This window comes from Mycolicibacterium sp. 624 (genome assembly GCF_040548615.1).
Lineage (GTDB): Bacteria > Actinomycetota > Actinomycetes > Mycobacteriales > Mycobacteriaceae > Mycobacterium.
In genome coordinates this window covers 1-17,534 of sequence record NZ_JBEPRZ010000015.1, presented here as the reverse complement: position 1 = coordinate 17,534, position 17,534 = coordinate 1, and the positions used below count along the sequence as shown (strand labels likewise).

General features: G+C 61.0%; 14 protein-coding genes and 2 pseudogenes. 13 read left to right on the top strand and 3 right to left on the bottom strand.

Annotated elements, in window-relative coordinates; all coding sequences use genetic code 11:
* Positions 1-364 precede the first annotated feature (364 nt).
* The 11 genes from ABIA65_RS33375 to ABIA65_RS33325 all read left to right on the top strand — a co-directional run bounded on the left by ABIA65_RS33375 (position 365) and on the right by ABIA65_RS33325 (position 12,059).
* Positions 365-1,789, top strand: coding sequence for an MCE family protein (locus tag ABIA65_RS33375; protein ID WP_354526265.1), 1,425 nt, complete (start codon positions 365-367; stop codon positions 1,787-1,789).
* Positions 1,786-2,814 carry an MCE family protein gene (locus tag ABIA65_RS33370; protein ID WP_135451690.1) on the top strand — a complete coding sequence of 343 codons (1,029 nt, stop codon included), beginning with the start codon at positions 1,786-1,788 and terminating at the stop codon, positions 2,812-2,814. Before ABIA65_RS33375 ends, ABIA65_RS33370 begins: the two co-directional genes overlap by 4 nt.
* Entirely contained in the window at positions 2,811-4,118 is a 1,308-nt protein-coding gene (locus ABIA65_RS33365) for an MCE family protein (protein ID WP_354526263.1), read from the top strand. The genes ABIA65_RS33370 and ABIA65_RS33365 overlap by 4 nt, the downstream gene beginning before the upstream one ends.
* Positions 4,115-5,557: an MCE family protein gene (locus ABIA65_RS33360; protein WP_354526262.1), complete on the top strand. Its 1,443-nt coding sequence runs from the start codon at positions 4,115-4,117 to the stop codon at positions 5,555-5,557. The genes ABIA65_RS33365 and ABIA65_RS33360 overlap by 4 nt, the downstream gene beginning before the upstream one ends.
* A 56-nt stretch (positions 5,558-5,613) precedes the next feature.
* Positions 5,614-6,702, top strand: coding sequence for an MCE family protein (locus tag ABIA65_RS33355; RefSeq protein ID WP_135459754.1), 1,089 nt, complete (start codon positions 5,614-5,616; stop codon positions 6,700-6,702).
* Position 6,703: 1 nt separating this feature from the next.
* Complete coding sequence (locus tag ABIA65_RS33350; protein ID WP_354526261.1) at positions 6,704-8,173, top strand: MCE family protein; 1,470 nt, start codon at positions 6,704-6,706, stop codon at positions 8,171-8,173.
* 25 nt (positions 8,174-8,198) lie between these two features.
* On the top strand, positions 8,199-8,963 hold the full coding sequence (locus ABIA65_RS33345; protein ID WP_354526260.1) for an MlaE family ABC transporter permease: 765 nt from the start codon (positions 8,199-8,201) through the stop codon (positions 8,961-8,963).
* Positions 8,960-9,808, top strand: a complete 849-nt coding sequence (locus tag ABIA65_RS33340) for an ABC transporter permease (RefSeq protein ID WP_354526259.1) — start codon at positions 8,960-8,962, stop codon at positions 9,806-9,808. The genes ABIA65_RS33345 and ABIA65_RS33340 overlap by 4 nt, the downstream gene beginning before the upstream one ends.
* Positions 9,809-9,916: 108 nt before the next feature.
* A complete protein-coding gene (locus tag ABIA65_RS33335) occupies positions 9,917-10,585 on the top strand; it encodes an Rv1363c family protein (RefSeq protein ID WP_354526258.1) in 669 nt (222 codons plus the stop codon).
* 95 nt (positions 10,586-10,680) lie between these two features.
* Entirely contained in the window at positions 10,681-11,313 is a 633-nt protein-coding gene (locus ABIA65_RS33330) for an Rv1363c family protein (RefSeq protein ID WP_354526257.1), read from the top strand.
* A 320-nt stretch (positions 11,314-11,633) separates the two neighbouring features.
* A complete protein-coding gene (locus ABIA65_RS33325) occupies positions 11,634-12,059 on the top strand; it encodes a CAP domain-containing protein (protein WP_135459757.1) in 426 nt (141 codons plus the stop codon).
* Positions 12,060-12,224: 165 nt separating this feature from the next.
* On the opposite strand, the pseudogene ABIA65_RS33320 reads toward ABIA65_RS33325, so the two are convergent.
* A pseudogene (locus ABIA65_RS33320) lies at positions 12,225-12,497 on the bottom strand (integrase core domain-containing protein); the annotation flags it as partial.
* A 336-nt stretch (positions 12,498-12,833) separates the two neighbouring features.
* On the opposite strand from ABIA65_RS33320, the pseudogene ABIA65_RS33315 reads away from it, so the two are divergent.
* Positions 12,834-13,085: pseudogene (locus tag ABIA65_RS33315) on the top strand (helix-turn-helix domain-containing protein); the annotation flags it as partial.
* Between the two features lie 604 nt (positions 13,086-13,689).
* Here ABIA65_RS33315 and ABIA65_RS33310 read toward each other — a convergent pair.
* Both ABIA65_RS33310 and ABIA65_RS33305 read right to left on the bottom strand, forming a co-directional pair.
* Complete coding sequence (locus tag ABIA65_RS33310; RefSeq protein ID WP_354526264.1) at positions 13,690-14,007, bottom strand: 2Fe-2S iron-sulfur cluster-binding protein; 318 nt, start codon at positions 14,005-14,007, stop codon at positions 13,690-13,692.
* Positions 14,007-15,374 (bottom strand): oxygenase MpaB family protein, encoded by a 1,368-nt coding sequence (locus ABIA65_RS33305; RefSeq protein WP_354526255.1) that lies wholly within the window; start codon positions 15,372-15,374, stop codon positions 14,007-14,009. The genes ABIA65_RS33310 and ABIA65_RS33305 overlap by 1 nt, the downstream gene beginning before the upstream one ends.
* Before the next feature lie 1,091 nt (positions 15,375-16,465).
* Between ABIA65_RS33305 and ABIA65_RS33300 the strand changes: the two genes are divergently transcribed.
* Positions 16,466-17,110, top strand: a complete 645-nt coding sequence (locus ABIA65_RS33300; protein WP_135451701.1) for a TetR/AcrR family transcriptional regulator — start codon at positions 16,466-16,468, stop codon at positions 17,108-17,110.
* Positions 17,111-17,534: the final 424 nt, after the last annotated feature.

The following is a 17,534-nucleotide window of genomic DNA, read 5'->3' as shown; positions in this document are numbered from 1 at the left end:
TTGTTCGATGCCATGTCGTTGTCGATTCTTCCTTGCCCGCAGACCGGGCATCAGAGTCCCACAACGACTGGACCACTACGACGGGCTCACCTCACCCAGCGACGCAGTGTCTGTGCCGCGCATGGGTTCCCGGGATACTCAATCGGTCTATGGAATACGTAGTGCCCAGTGGAATTTTCGTCGTCCGACGGCAGTTGCCTACGGCCTGAGGCCAGATGGCATTCCACATCTTGACGAAGCTGTCCCACGTTCCCTATGTTGACAGATGTCACTATTCATTGGTGGCAACTGTCAACAATCTTTAGATTGCTGCTGGAGGTCATATGGTGCTCAACCCGAAGTTGGTGCGGAGTCCGTGGTGTTGATGCAACTCGGAAACACGCGCGTTCATCCGTGGTGGTGGACACTGGGGCTCGTCCTGGTGCTCGCACTGATCGGCGGAACCACAGTCGCGTCGTTCACGGGCGCCTTTTCCGGCGGCGTCACCGTCACCTTGCGTGCCGACCGTGCCGGGCTCGTGCTCGCTCCCGGCAGCAGGGTCAAAATGCGCGGCATTGACGTTGGGAAGGTTGACACCATCAAACCCACCGTGGGTCAGGCCACGTTGAGACTTAGCCTCGACCGCAATACTGTGCGTTTCATTCCCGCGAATGTGCAGGCACGTATTCGGGCCACCACGGTCTTCGGCGCCAAGTACGTCGACCTGATCGTCCCGACAGATGCTTCCTCCCAACGTATCTCGGACGGAGTGGTCGTTCGTGCGGTGAACGTGAGCACCGAAGTCAACACCGTCTTCGATAGTTTGATGCAGGTTCTACGTCGCGTTCAACCCGAAAAGCTCAACGCTGTGCTGACGACCCTGGCCGACGGCCTCCGCGGCCGAGGTGAGGAGATTGGGCAAGCGACATCGGATGCCGCCGACGTGTTGGCCGCACTCAATCCGCGCATGGATGTTCTGAGGGGTGACTTCACATCGCTGGCCGAAGCAGCCGACGTTTATGCCACGGCGGCTCCTGATCTGTTGGCCACACTATCCTCGGTGAGCACCACCAGCGCGACCATCAGCGGTCAGGCCGCTGATCTCACCGCAGCTCTGCTGGCCACCATCGGTCTGGCCCACAGTGGTCAGGACCTTCTCGAGCCGAACCGTGACAGCATTGTGCGCGCAATCAACGATCTGCGTCCGACCACGGCCCTGTTTGAGAAGTATCACCCGGAATACACCTGCACGCTGCAGGGTGCGGAATACCTCATCAGAGGAGGCGCGTATGACACCGCCGGGGGCACTGACGGACGCTCCACTATCGTCGATGTCGGACTGGGGTTTGCCCAGGATCCCTATCGCTATCCGCAGAACCTGCCCAAGATCAACGCTAAGGGGGGCCCGGACGGGAAGCCTGGCTGTGGCTCACTCCCTCGACCCGATTTGAACTTCCCGGTGCGGGCTCTTGTCACTGACACTGGCTACGGAACCGGATTGGATTGGCGCCCCAACCCCGGCATTGCCCACCCATACGGGGTGAACTTCTTCCCGGTCACCAAGGCTGTCCCCGAACCACCACGGATCTACGGCGCAGACAAACCGCCGGCCATCGGGCCGGTGCCCTACCCAGGTGCGCCGCCGTACGGTGCCCCGCTGTTTGGCCCCGACGGACAACCCCTTTGGGCCCCTCCGCCCCCCGGTGCGCCGCCGCCGCCGATACCCGGGGTGCCCAACCCGCCACCGCCATACGGCACCGGGCAGCCTCTTCCCGGCACGGCGCCCAGCTCTGAACCGGGGCAACCATGAAGGGCGCAATCCTTGGTCCTGCTTGGCGATTCGGCGCCTTCACTGCCGTATGTCTGGTGGCCGGATTCGCGGTAGTCGCGGTATTTGGACAGCTGCGGTTCGACCAGACGCGGATGTACCACGCTGAGTTTGCGAGTGTGACCGGCCTGGAGAAAGGCAACTTCGTGCGCATCGCCGGGGTAGAGGTCGGCAAGGTGGCCGACATCCGCATCAAGGACAACACGACGGCCGTGGTGACGTTCAGCGCCGAGGACGACGTGGCGTTAACCGAGGGGACCCGCGCGGTCGTGCGTTACGAAAACCTCGTAGGAGGCCGTTATTTAACTCTTGAGGAGGGCGCAGGTGGCTCACGGCGCTTGCATGCCGGCGACACCATTCCGCTGGACCGCACCGCTCCGGCACTGGACCTCGATGCGCTGATCGGCGGGTTCCGGCCGCTGTTTCGAGCGCTGAGCCCTGAGCATGTCAATGCTCTGACCGGTGAGTTAGTCGCCGCGTTGCAAGGGCAGGGCGGCACGATCGGGTCCTTCCTGCGCAATACCGCAACACTGACCAGGACCCTTGCCGATCGAGACGAACTCATCGGGCAGGTGATCACCAATCTCAACACCGTTCTAGGTTCGGTGAGTGAGCAGAGCAAACTGTTCGACAAGGGCGTGGGGAACTTGTCCACGCTCGTCACGACGCTGGCTGACCACAAGGAAGACCTCAGCCGGGCACTAGCTTCCAGCGACGCCGCCGCGACCACGATCGCCGATCTGCTGACCCAGGCCAGGCCCGCCATTGGGAGCCTCACCCCGCAGCTCGATCGCACTGCGGGCATCGTCGTGGCCGACCATGACTACTTCACCAACATGCTAGCTACGCTGCCGGAGACCTATCAGATACTCGCCCGGCAAGGCATGTACGGGGACTTTTTCAGCTTCTACACCTGCCAACTCGTCCTCAAAGTCAACGGCAAGGGCGGCCAACCGGTCTATGTGAGCGTCGCCAACCAGACCACGGGACGGTGCGCACCAAAGTGAAATCGATGACGGAACGCGATCCACGAGCCGTAGGTGCCGTCGGCTTGGCGGCGCTGCTGCTGGTGACCGTTGGTGCGCTGAACTACGACGACCTCGCGATATGGACTGACCGCCCTTACAGCGCCTACTTCACTGAAGCGAGCGGCTTGGCTCCGGGCTCGCCCGTGCAGATTGCTGGCTACCAGGTGGGCGAGGTGACAAGCGTTTCGCTGCAGCAGGGTCGCGTTGTCGTGGACTTCACCGTGAGCCGCGACATCCGCCTCGGTGAGCGCACCGAAGCGGTGATCAAGACCAAGACACTGCTGGGTTCGCGCATTCTTGCGGTTGCGCCTCGCGGCGATGGCGAACTCGTAGCGCCGATTCCCGCTGAACGGACCGCGCCGGCCTACGAGCTGCCGCAGGCACTCGGCGACGTTTCGGCGGCCATCAGTGGGTTGGACACCAGTCAGCTCAACGACTCCTTGGTCACGCTCTCTCAGGCGTTCGCAGACACACCCGCCGATGTCGCCGCTGCCGTCGATGGGGTCGCCCGTTTCTCTACGACCCTCGACAAACGCGACGACGAGCTGCGCGGTCTGCTCGCCCACGCGAACTCGGTCACAGGGGTACTCGCCGAACGTAGCGACCAGATCGTCGGACTGGTTCACGGCACCAACGCCCTGCTGAATCACCTGCAGACGCAGAGCGGCGCCATCGATCGAATCTCGAACGACATCACCGCGTTGTCACAACAGCTTTCCGGGTTCGTTGCCGACAACAAGGATCAGCTCAAGCCCGCTTTGGACAAACTCAACGGTGTGCTTGCGATGGTCGACAACAACAAGGACAACATGCGGAAATCGATCAAGCTCCTGAGCTCGTACGCATTAAGTCTTGGGGAGGCGGTCTCTGGTGGGCCCTTCTTCAAGGCATACGTCGCCAATCTCGTTCCGGGCCAGCTGATGCAACCGTTCATCGACGCGGCATTCTCCGACCTCGGCCTGGATCCCAACGTGTTGCTACCCTCCCAGCTCAGCGATCCCCAGGTGGGGCAGCAGGCAACCCCGCCGCTGCCGATCCCATACCCACGGACCGGTCAAGGCGGCGAACCGAATCTCAGCGTGCCGGACGCCATTACTGGGCACCTCGGTGACCCGAGATATCCCTATTCGCCGCCGGCACCGCAACCTCCTCCCGGCGGACCGCCGCCCGGCCCTCCAGCAGGCTATGACCCGGCAACACCAGATGGCACTGAACCGAAGCCGACGACCGTCGATCTCATTCCGCCGCCGCCCGGCCCACCTCAAGCGGGTGAGGCGCCATGAGTAAACCAACCCCCCGGTTGACACTCGCGACGACACTCGTCGTCGTGCTTATCGGAGGAATTCTGTACGCAAGCAATGTGTTTCACACGGTCCAACGCATCCACCTGACCGCGTACTTCGTCAATACTACCGGGCTCTATCCCGGCGATCAGGTGCGTATTCAGGGTGTGCCGGTCGGTGAAATCGACAGCATCACCGCCGGCCTCAACCATGTCGAGGTGAAGCTCTGGTATGACGCGCAGTACCCGGTACCGGCCGATGCCGGCGCGGCCCTCTTGTCCCCGGCCCTGGTCAGTGCACGCGTCATCCAACTCACCCCGCCCTACACCGACGGCGCGGTGATGGCGAACAACGCGGTGATTCCCCTTGACCGCACCGCCGTACCACTGGAGTGGGACGACATGCGCGCCCAGCTACAGAAGCTGACCGACAGTCTGCAGCCCACTCAGCCAGGAGGAGTGTCTCCGTTGGGCTCGTTCATCAACACCGGAGCCGACAATCTACGCGGCCAAGGTGTCGCTGTCCGTGACGCTCTGACAAAGCTGTCACAGGCCACCTCGGCACTCGGCGATCACAGCGGTGATGTTTTTGGCACAGTCAGGCACCTCTCACTGCTGGTGGCGGCGCTGCGGTCCAGCCGCGACGTACTGGGACAGCTCAACACCAATTTCGCCGCTGTCACATCACTGCTGTCCAATGACCCCAATGAAGTCGGAAACGCTGTGACAGCGTTGGATTCGGCGATCCACGATGTCTCGGCCTTCGTCGCGAACAACCGAGACACCCTAGGTACCTCGGTCGACAAACTCGCTGCTGTCACCACGTCAATCAACGAAAGCCTCGGCGACATCAAGCAGCTTCTGCACGTCCTACCCAACTCCTTGGCGAATTTCACCAACACCTACTACCCGGCTACAGGTTCGGTGGCCGCCGTTAACGTGCTCAACCAGTTCGCTAACCCGCTGCAATTCATCTGCGGCTCAATTCAGGCCGCCTCGCGAAAGAACTACGAACAATCCGCGAAGTTGTGCGCCCAATATATGGCACCCATATTCAAAAACCGCCAATACAACTTCCCACCGTTCGGGACGACCGCCAGTCTAGCCAACCTACCGATTCCGATCCCACTTCCCTCCGCAATACCCATCCCGTTCCCTCCCTACCTGCTGCCAATACTCACGGCCACGGCGGTCACCGTACCTATCCCTGTTGCAGGGGCTATGGCCCGTCCCAACGAAATCACGTACAGCGAGGACCGACTGCGGCCCGACTACGTCCCGCCTCACCCCGCAACGGACCTCGCAGCAGTTCCTGAAGGCGCCACCGCTCAGGACACGGCTAACTCCGCGCCAAACACTCATGCTTCGTACCCGGGTGAGGTCACAACCAATGCCGACGAAGGTCTCGCCGGCATGATGAGCCCGGGTGGTGGAAGGTGATCCGCTACAACAGAGTTTCCAAGCATCGGCGCGCATCCCTGGTGGCAGTCCTAGTGATGACGCTCGCGACTGGCTGCAGCTGGCGGGGTCTGAACTCGCTGCCATTGCCCGCCACCGCGGGCTACGGAACAGGATCCTTTGAGATACAGGCACAGATCCCGGATGTCTCAGGCCTGCAACCCAACTCACCCGTCCAAGTGGGTGACGTAATTGTCGGCTCGGTGGCTCAGGTGCAACGGCAGCGCTGGCATGCGCTCGTTACGATGCGCCTCGACGAGGATGTCGCACTGCCTGCCAACACGTCCGCGACAATAGGCCAAACCAGTCTGCTGGGTTCCCTGCACATTGAATTGGCAGCGCCGGCCGGAGTATCGCCGACCGGACGACTCGTAGACGGTGCAGTAATCCCGTTGTCATCGGCGGGCGCCTATCCGACGACTGAACAAACGCTGGCCGCCCTGGCGATGCTGCTCAACGGCGGAGGCCTCGGACAGATCCAAGACATCACCCGGGAGCTGGGCACGGCACTCAGCGGCACACGAGCCGACGACCTGCGCAACCTTCTCACCCAGATCGATCAGTTCATCGGCCACGTCAACAACCAGACCGACGAAATCATTGACGCCAGCCAGGGCCTCAACAACGTTGCAGCGCAGTTCGCCGCTCAAAAGCCGGTGGTGGACCAAGCCCTGGCGACCATTCCGGACGCGGTCGCCGTGATGAACGCCGAGCGGGAGCATCTGATCGACGCACTCCACCAGCTCGGCCGATTCGCTGCCATCGCCGGTGATGCGGCCGCAGCTACCAAGGAGGCGTTTGTCGCCGAACTGAACGACCTCAAGCCGGTCTTGGCGTCATTAGGAGACGCCGGACCCGCTCTGACTCGGTCAATGAGCATGTTGGCTACCTTCCCATTCCCCAAAGAAACGCTCGGCAAATGGATGCGCGGTGACTACGCCAATCAGACGCAAATCATCGACCTGACCCTCAGCCGCCTGGACGCAGCGTTTCTTACCGGTACCCGTTTCGAAGGCAAATTGACCGAACTGGAAATGCAATGGGGCCGAACCATCGGACAGTTTCCCAGCCCCTACACCTACGGCAACCCGCTGGTCGTTCCCTATCGCACCGATCAAGGATCCTGATATGCGGCTGCAACGACACATCAAGCTTCAACTCGGAGTCTTTCTGGCAATCGCCGTGTCTGCCACCAGCATCCTCGCCGTCGGCTTCGGCAGACTCCCCGAGCTGTTGTTTGGTGCGGGTCACTACCGGGTAACCGTCGACCTCAACCAAAGCGGGGGCTTATACCGACGGGCCAACGTGACCTACCGAGGCACGCCGGTGGGACGGGTTGACGACGTCACGCTGACCCCGAATGGAGTGCAGGCAATTTTGTCCCTGGACAACGGAACCGACGTCCCCGCCAATGTCACCGCCGAAGTGCATAGCCAATCAGTCATCGGCGAACAGTTCGTCGCCCTAGTGCCCCGTGCCGACGCCGGGACACGAGCGCTGCGGGGCGGCGACCGCATCACGGTCGAGCGCACCTCGACACCACCAGATATCGGAACCCTGCTGGACACCACGCATACCGCGCTGGCCGCTATCCCCGGCGACAACCTCACCTCGCTCATTGACGAAAGCTACACAGCTCTGGGTGGACTGAGCGCCGAATTCACCCGCATCGTAGATGGTTCGAAGACTTTGGCGATCGACGCCAAGAACACACTGCCCGAACTCACCAATGCCATCGACAACTTCAAACCGCTGCTTGATACACAGACCCAGACCGCAGATGCCGTGAGTGCCTGGGCATCACACATGAGCACCATCACTGGTCAGTTGCAACAGCACAACGAGGCCGTGTCCTCACTACTGCGCAACGCCGCGCCCTCCGCTGAGCAAACGCAGGCACTGTTCGACCGCGTCAAGCCCACCCTGCCGGTCCTCATGGCCAACCTCGTCAACGCCACGCACGTGGGCATCGTCTTCGCGCCTAACCTCGAACAACTACTAGTGCTCGTTCCGCAGGGAGTTCAAATCCTCGGTGGCGTCGGCATCGCTAACTATGCCACCAAACAACCCTTCAGAGGCGCCTACCAGCAACTGGCCACAAATTTGAATGTACCTCCACCCTGCAATACCGGATACTTACCGGCGACCCAGCGGCGCGCGACAGCTCTCGAAGACTATCCCAGCCGGACACCTGGCGACTTCTACTGCCGCATCCCCCAAGACTCGCCGTGGAATGTCCGTGGTGCACGCAACATCCCGTGCGAGACCAAGCCGTGGAAACGGGCACCCACAGTGTGGATGTGTGAAAGCGACGAGGACTACGTACCGCTCAACGACGGGAACAACTGGAAGGGCGATCCCAACGCCACCTACACCGGGCAAGATGTACCTCAACTTGCGCCAGGCACCCAGCTATCACCTGATGGCTTACCTCCCGCGACAGCACCGCCGACAGCGCTGGCCATCGCCGACTACAACCCGGCAGACGGTAGTTACATCGGACCCGACGGACTGCGCTACATCCAAGCCAATCTCGGAACCAATGGCGGCCCTAAGACTTGGCAGGACATGCTCACGACAACAGTCGGAAAGCCATGACAGCAAAGGATGTTGAGTAAAACCGATGGGAACACCTGACCTCACTAAGCCGCTAGCAGGTATCGGTGGCTTCTTCATGATGGCCGCACACACACTTCGAGCCATTGCGGGTCGGCCGTTCGCCTGGGACGAGTTCGTCCGACAGGCCTGGTTCGTTGCACGCGTGTCGATCATGCCGACGCTGCTTCTCTCGATCCCTTTCACGGTGATGACCGTATTTATCCTGAACATCCTGCTCATGGAGGTGGGAGCAGCCGACCTCTCCGGGACCGGAGCAGCGCTCGGAGCCGTCACTCAGATCGGACCGGTGGTTACTGTTCTGGTGGTCGCTGGTGCCGGCGCCACCGCCATGTGCGCCGACCTCGGCGCGCGCACCATCCGCGACGAACTCGACGCCATGCGGGTCATGGGCATCGATCCCGTTGCCGCACTGGTTGTCCCGCGAGTCCTGGCGGCGACATTGGTGGCCGTACTCCTGTCGCCGCTGGTCACCTGCGTCGGTCTGATCGGCGGGTTTGCCTTCTCGGTCTACTTCCAGAACGTTACCCCTGGAGCCTTCGTCTACGGACTCACTCTGCTTGTCGGTCTGCCCGAAGTCCTCATCGCGCTGATCAAAGCAGCACTGTTCGGTCTGGCAGCCGGTCTCATCGCCTGTTACCAAGGCATTTCGGTCGGCGGCGGTCCAGCAGGCGTCGGAAATGCCGTCAACGAGACCGTCGTCTTCTCGTTTGTCGCCCTGTTCTTCATCAACGTGGTCGCCACCGCCGTCGGCGTCAAGGCCACCGCATGACCGCGCCAAGCACACTATTTCCCAAAGTTCGTCGCCTCGGGGCACGAGTGACAGACGCGTGCACACACCTCGGACTGCAAACCGAGTTCCATGGTAAGACAATCACTTCCACAACCGAAGTTCTACGCCGGTACCGCGGCGAACTAGTGCGATTGATCGCTCAAATGAGCTTGGGGACTGGCGCTCTGGCAGTCATCGGCGGCACAGTCGTGATCGTCGGCTTCCTCACGCTGTCGGCGGGCTCACTGATTGCGGTTCAGGGATACAACTCCTTGTCGAGCGTCGGCATCGAAGCCCTGACCGGGTTCGCCTCGGCCTATCTCAACGTCCGGCTGATCGCACCACTGACCGCAGGAATCGGCCTCGCCGCCACCATCGGCGCCGGGGCCACAGCTCAGCTGGGAGCGATGCGCATCAACGAGGAAATCGACGCCCTCGAAGTCATCGGCATCCGCGCGGTCGCCTACCTGGCATCCGCCCGAGTCCTGGCTGGCGTTCTCGTTGTCGTCCCGCTCTATGCCGTTGCGGTCCTAATGTCGTTCCTGGCCGCCCGTGTCGGCACCACAACGATCTATGGGCAGTCGACCGGCGTCTACGACCACTACTTTGACACCTTCCTCAACCCCCTCGACCTACTGTGGTCATGCCTCACGGCGGTGGCCATGGCGATCGTCATCATGCTCGTACACACCTACTACGGATACACCGCCAGCGGCGGTCCCGCAGGAGTCGGAGAAGCTGTCGGCCGCGCTGTGCGAGCATCCCTGATCGCGGCCGTCCTGGTGACTTTGGTGGTCACGTTGACCGTATACGGCCAATCACCAGACCTGCATCTCTCCGGCTAGGTGCGCCGTGCCCCTGTTGAGTCGCTCGCAGCGAGTCGAGATATCCAAGCGAACAGTCACTTTCGCTCCCAAACGCGTACAGCGCAACCATCGAAAGGAGAATCAAGCATGACAGTCGACGAGAACTCCAGCAACCAGACCTCGGACCTCATCGACGCCGATGACCCGCGGGCGGGCGCTGAATCGCCACACGACCACGGGCCCAGACGCGACGAGAGAACCGACACATCGCCCTCGGCGGCGGTTCCAGGCGAGGTCGACGGCAAGCTCACACCGACCGCCGCCACCCCATCGCGCGCGTCCCTGTTTACTGCCGCAATATTGATGCTGGGAGTCCTGGTGATTCTCGGTGGCGTAGCCGGCTGGGGCAGCTATCGCGCTCACCAGTTGCATCAAAAAACGGCTGAGCGCACCCATTTCCTCGATGTCGCTCGCCAAGGCGCCCTCAACCTCACTACCATCGACCACACCCGGATCGACGCGGACATCCAACGAATCCTCGACAGCTCTACAGGTAGCTTCCACGATGACTTCCAACGACGATCAGCACCGTTCGCTGAAGTCGTCAGGAAAGCGCAGTCTACGTCGCAGGGCACGATCGTCGACGCGGGCATCGAGTCGGCCGGCGATGGCTCGGCCCAGATACTGGTAGCGGTCGCGGTGAAGACCACGAACGCCGCGAACCAAGACGATGGGCGGCGACAGTGGCGCATGCGAATCAGCGTCCAAGAGGCCGACGGCTCCGCCAAGGTCTCCAACGTGGACTTCGTACCATGAGCCATTCGACGAAACGCACTGGGCGCCAACGTGACCGACAGTCAACCGCCTCCACAAACGTCGTTGACGCACCGAGTTCAATTGCGGAACCCTCAGTGGAGCAACAGGGCCGAGATGAGAGCATCCCCACTGCCGCCGAGCCTACAGGCGCATCGGATCCGGCCGAGAGCACCGTAGCGGTGGAAGGGGTGGACAACGAGGCGTCCGGATGTGACGAGACAAAGCCCGCGGAGTGTCCACGACGCCGGCCAGTGCTGCACATTCTGATCTTTACGGCCTTGCCGATACTTGCGATGCTCCTCGCGAGCGCCGCTGGATACTTCAAATGGGCCGAAGGCTCTGCACGAGGAGCAGAGACCGCTGCCGCGGAGTCGGTCCGAGCCGCAACGGACGCTACGATCGCCATGCTCTCCTACGCGCCTGACACTGTCGAGACCCAACTGGGCGCTGCGCGCCAGAACTTGACCGGCGACTTCAAGGACGCATACACCCAACTGATCAACGATGTGGTCATCCCAGGGGCTAAGCAACAGCGTGTGACAGCAGTAGCGACCGTGCCGGCAGCGGCAGTCATCTCTGCTGAGGAAAAGCGCGTAGTGGTAATGCTATTCGTGAATCAGTCGATGACTGTCGGAGAAGATCCGACTGCGAGTTCGACTTCGGCAGTCAGGGAATCTCTTGAGAAGACAGATGGGCGTTGGTTGGTATCAGAATTCACACCCATATAGCTTCCGCGCATGCATGGCAGCAGCACGTCTGTGGCGAGAACCACGGGAGCGGGCACATTAGTTGACAACTGTCACCAATCAGTTAGGGTGGCAGACACCAATGTGTTGCGGTGAGGGGAATCTGCAATGGCTTTGCCATCAGTAACAGCGAATGCTAATTGATCGTGACCACTTCGGCCCGAAAGTATCTGAATGTCGCGGCGGTCCTCCACGGGATATGGTCCCACTCTCTGATGGACACTTCTGGCAGGAGAGTCCATGCTCGCTGCGTGAGAGTGGCCGCGGCAACGGTGTTGCTCCTTCTGCCTCTGATAGTTGCCATGGCACCTTCGGCCCGTGCGGACAATCGCAGGCTCAACAACAGCGTCGTGTCGAATGTATATACCGTGCAGCAACATGCGGGGTGTACCAACGACGTGACCGTCGATCAGCGGCTTCGCCTAGCGGCCCAGTGGCACGCCGTCGACGTGCTGACCAATCGCGCGCTTGACAGCGACGTGGGCTCAAACGGCTCCACGGCCCAAAATCGCGGTGAAGCAGCGGGTTTCCGTGGACGAGTCTCAGAAACTGTGGCGATCAATCCGGCCCTGGCCATCAGCGGTATCGAACTGATTAGGCAGTGGTACAACCGACCGGATTATCTGGCAATCATGAAGGACTGCGCGAACACGGCGATCGGGGTGTGGTCGGAGAACTCACTGGACCGTACTGTCGTGGTCGCCGTCTACGGTGCCCCCACCGCGTGATCCCCGCACCGTGCGCCCACGTAGCGGCTTGCGGCGCCGTCGGTTATTGCTCGTGGGTGATCAACTCAGATTGCGGTTCAGAACACTCCTTGAGTCCTACACGGCGATGCGCTTGTTCGACGCCTTCATCTAGGCGCACTGAATCGCCCCGGCTTGTCCGGAGACTCACTGGTTTGAGAACTCGACGGTTGGTTGAGTTCGGTGGTGACAGTAGTACAACGCCTCGCACTCGGCTGGTGGTATGTCCCCGCAGTACGCGTAGAGGCGGCGATGGTTGAACCAGTCCACCCATTCCAAGGGTGCGACTTCGACCTGGTCAACGGAGCGCCACGGCCCGAACGGCTTGATCAGCTCCGTCTTGTGCAGCCCGTTGATGGTCTCGGCCAAGGCATTGTCGTAAGAGTTGCCGGTGGCCCGGATCGAGGCATCGATGCCGGCCATGCGATGCCAAACGCCCCGAACGTCAATGTGGACTGGTCCCAGCGGGACCTGACGCGCAGTGTTCGGCTGTTCTAGGTAATCGTTGGCTACGGTGGTGCGGTCCGAATCCTGTTGAGGCGCAATGAATATATAACCTGACGGTCTGAGTGTCCCCCGGATCTGGCGGGCGTTGCCTTCCTTAAGTACCCAACTGAACGTGGCGTGTCAGCGTCGGCTGTTGGATCCGCCCACTCTTGCTGTACTACTTCCGAGAATCCCTGTCTGATCTGCCAACCGAATAGCCTGCCCTACTAATAGGGCAGGCTATTCGGTTGCTCGCTGGGTACTGGAGGCGTGCCGACCCGACCCAGTCAGACAGATCCTCATCGAGCCGAGTTGTGGGCGCGCCGAAGGCTCGCGGTGGGTTTGCGGATCCGGACCTTGAGGCTGCAACAAGGACTCACCCAAGAAGCGCTCGCTCTTCAGTCGGGTGTCACCCGCAACGTGCTTATCAACGTCGAGCACGGCAAGCGGGGATTGCTGTTTGAGCTGCTTTTCGATCTCGCAGATGCGCTTGGAGTTCCCGTGAGCGACCTGTTCGAGGAGTTGGGGGAACCTAAGCTCCCCAACATGGCGGCCTCACGGCAAGTATGGAGGTCGTTGCTAACGCTGCGTGACCGGCGTAGCAGGCATTGACTGTTGAATGATCGCGGTGACGGCACCGCCCGGGATGATCGTTTGAGTCGCCCATCGCGGTGACCTGGGAAAGCGAGAACCCGAGATCGGTCAGCCGTTTGATGCGGACCAACTGAACTAGGCCGGTTGAGAAGGACCACCAAATGGGTCCCTCTCAACCTCTTTGAGTTCCTGGCCGCCTCCCAGCAGCTTGTTGCCCTCGGCCAGCTTACGGATGATCTGAACCGGCGTATGCCGCCGGCGCTTGTTCGATGCCATGTCGTTGTCGATTCTTCCTGCTCAAACACCTGGGCATCAGAGTCGAACAACGACTTGACCACTACGACGGGCTCACCTGACGATTGCTTATCGACAGCCAGGATTCCTCCGTCGGCTTGCGTCGGGTGGCGCGGCAGATGTCTAGGAATCGAAAGACTGGATCGGATGCGGCGACGTCCAGCGCCGACAAAACGCGTTTGTCCCGGGTCCCGAGACGTTTCACAAACCAATTGTCCAGCTGTGTATTTCGAACGAATCACAGGTCGAGTACCACTGTTGAACCGGGGGTGGCCGACGATACGCAGATCAGAATGTCACCACGATGTTTCTCGTCATCGGTCAGTACGGCGTCCCCGTGTATCGGCGTTCCTCGGATCACGTGCGCTTTGCATGTCCCGCAGATTCCGTTGCGGCAGAAGAATTCAGGGTGAATTCCAGCCCTTTCGAGAGCGGGGAGAATGGGCCCGCCACCCGCTGCCTCGACGGTCGTGCCGACCCGAAGCAACCGGATCGTGTATCCAGACGGTGTATTGGGTTGGGTCGGTGATGTGTTCTGCTTCGAGAACAATCGCATCATCGAACCGGGCATCTACCGAAACTGGCAGGGTCAGATGCAGCGGCGATGGTCGTATCGTGATGTGTGTAGCCGGTGTGTAGCGACTTTTTCTGTTTCTGTACCACGTAGTGATAGCGCTTGTCGTAGTGCCGTGCGCGGTTCGCAAGCCGGCGCTGCGCGTCGGGCAGTGCATCAAGCAGCCGACGGTAGGCGATGTTGGTGTGGACGACTAGCTTGATTTGCGCACGCATGAGGGGAACCCAGAGTTTCCAGAGCTTGCGGTACCGCGGCGCCCCGCTGACGAGATCCTGCGCCACTTTGTCTGACGCGAAGTAGGCTGCGGCCGCGATGCCGTAGCGGGCATAGATCTTGGCGGGGACGCGCGATTGGAACGGCATGTTCTCGATCGCCTCGTCGGCGACATTACCGAACCCGACCGTCGCATATGACGGGCCACCTGCGTGCCTGCCCATGTAGTCGGCGATGATCGCACCGTCGATGGCGGTCATAGGAATGATGTCTGGTGCGGCCCCGAATACGTAACTGATGTATGACCAGTAGCGCATTACGGAGTCGAGTTCGGAGATGGTTCTGACACGGCCGTGCTGGTGATCGATCAGTGGGGGAATGAGCCCGAACGAAACCCCGGCCCCCATAGTCTGTGCAGTCGAGATCGGGTTCCCGTGATGTGCGAAATGTTCGTCGCCCCACAACCTGCGCAGACCAAGCCGGACCTGAGCATGCATAAGACGCACACGTACGGTCGCCTTGAACGGTTCGCTGAAACGGTCGATGAACTCGGGCTTGGTAGCTTCATAGAACCACTGCAAGGTCTCAACGTTGCGCAAAGTGAACGAGTTCTGAAACCGACCCGTTGCCCAGGTTGCCATCGATACCTCATCAGCGACAAACGTTCCCAGACTGTCCATCAGGAACATGCCAGCAATGCCGGCGGCGGAGGAGTCGATCCACAGGCGCCGACCGCGTTCCCAGTCCTCGGGATCGAACCACTCTGGCTTGACGTCCAGACCGGCGAACAAGTCGACGAGCACCTGCGGGGCGTCGTCAACAGAGGCAATGCCTTGATCGAGTATCTGGTCCAGCAGCCGCCGACCATCAGCACCATGATCTCGGATGTACTCAGCCACGGGGTCCATCAGCGCATCGCCCTGCCAGTAGTGGTCGACGAACCGATCGAGCAAATCCTGCTGTTCGGCGGTGAGCCGGTCCGGAACTATCGATCCCAAAAAACGATCCTCCTGCCAGCCAACAGTTAACGACATGCGTGGAGGTGCGCCCCGGTACGACATTCCGGGCCGATACACATAATCTAGCTCAGCCCCGACGCTCGTCGACGCGTCTGTATTCGAGATTCCGGTGGTCATGGCGTCAACCCTAAAAGGGCTGGGTACTCACCTACTACTCACTTTCGAACCTGCCAAACCCCCGGCAGCACCGCGCTCAAACCGCGCGCCTACCTGCAGATACAAGAAACCGCTCCGATAAAGTCGTGCCTCCAGGCCCACTCTTCCCACCACAGCTCACCTTCACATCAACTTCCCGGCTGCCACATGAAGCGAATCACGATGGCAGAAAGCCACCCCCACGAGGGCTGCACAGGGACCATGGCCGTCACCCCCCCGTTCGCCCGCGTCGTGCGATCGGCCTGAGTTCATCGCCATGTGCCACAAGATATCTCCCGGAACATGTTCAAATACGGATGCTCAGTCGTAGCCTCGGCGAGTTCATGGCTGGGTCAGCGTTTATCGCCGCCGCAAGTCAGTACTCGCGGCGCAGCTCCAAAACCAGTGATCCGCAACGTCGCGATCCATTTGTGAAATGCAGGCTCCTCGTCGGTGAACTACAACCGAAACCGAAACCCATCAACGTACTTTCACGGGTCTTTCTGGCCCAAACACGCGAGTTCATCTAGAACAAGGGCAGTTTCGAGCTCAATCACAGGAAGTCCGCGCGCAGAAGCCGGGGCCGTGCTGCCCTGGGGTGCCTTCACCGACCGGTTCACACCCGAACGAACTGCGGATCCGCAGAACTGAGTCGGACGGCAGTGAGGTTCGGGCCCACTAAGCCGCGGCGCGACCTCCCGCCGCAAATTGGGCAAAGGACCCGCTGCGCAGACGCATGCTGGTCCGCACGCAGCAGATCGGTACTGCTGAGGGCCGCCAACCGTTGTCACGGCCTGCCTCGAACAAGGCCAGATCGCAGGTCAGAACTTCCAGCCACCTGTGGCATCCTGGATCGTTGGCAGCGTTCGGATCAGTTTCTGTCTGGACGACACCGAGGCCACGATAGGCTGCCGAGCAAGCCCTGGAACTCGACTGGCGGGACTGCTCGGGAAAACTGTTTGTGGCTGAACGGACCGCCGGCTGCCTAGCCGCCAAGTAGTGGCGAGCCCGTTGTTCTCGACATTTGTTCAGTTCACCGCCATCGGACGTAGTCGCTGACGAACGGAGACGTCATGCCGAGTCGGCAACGCACCACACCAACCCAGCAGCGATCGGAGGCGACTGTCGACGCGATCCTCGACGCCGCCGAGCGCGTCCTAGCTGAAGATGGGTACAGACGTTTCTCCACTAACCGGATAGCTAAAGTCGCAAGTTTTAGCATCGGCACGGTCTACCGCTACTTCGCTGACAAAGCGGCGATCATTGAGGCGATGCGCGCGCGAGCCGAAGCGGACATAATGCGCCAGCTGACTGACGCGGTTGTTCAGATGAAGGAAATAGAGTCCAGCGAAGTCGCCGTTACCACTTTTCTCAGAGCGCTGATCGAGGCGCTCGAGGCCCACGCTGACGTATTACAAGCCGTTTCCAATGAGCTGCCTTTCGGCGCGCAATTCAACGTGCTACCTGATGCCGAGCGGCAGCTGGGCGATCTCGTGCGGCTTGCAGTCGAAACCCGAGTCCCCCATATAGACTCTGACAAGCTCGATGCGACGCTGTACCTTTCGATCGGCGCAACGCTTGCCGTGGCGACACGCATAGCCATCGGCCGCCCCAGTGGAATCAGCCGTGACCTTCTTATTGAGACCGCCAACGAGGTAACTCTGCCGTACGCCCGGCTGCTGGAATCGCAGCCGGGATCGCAGGGTCGCAATCGCTGAGCGGCGATGAGTTTGCCGCCGTCGTGGTGTCGTCATCTGTGAATACGGCAGGGTAACCGAGACTGGGCATCATGAGCGGGAAGCAGGCTCACCCATTCGTCACGCCAGCTACCCTCGCGAGGACATCTGAGACCATCGGACGTCGAAATGGCCCTTCTCCCAATCGGTCACCGATGGAGCTTCACCGTTGTACGGGCGGCGACTGTGACGCAACTATATGCGTCGTCAGGTCCGATGTCTCGGACGGCCATCTCGTGGCACTGATCATCGAAGAGTGTCAATGCCCGGCGGTCAACGCGCGGATGAGGGGGCCTATTTGGTGGTCCAGCCGCTATGCGGCGTGGGGTTGGTGGGTCGTGGTCCACTGTAGAGCGAACTCGGCTGGGGTGAGCTCCCCATGGGCGGAGTGGGGTCGGTTGGCGTT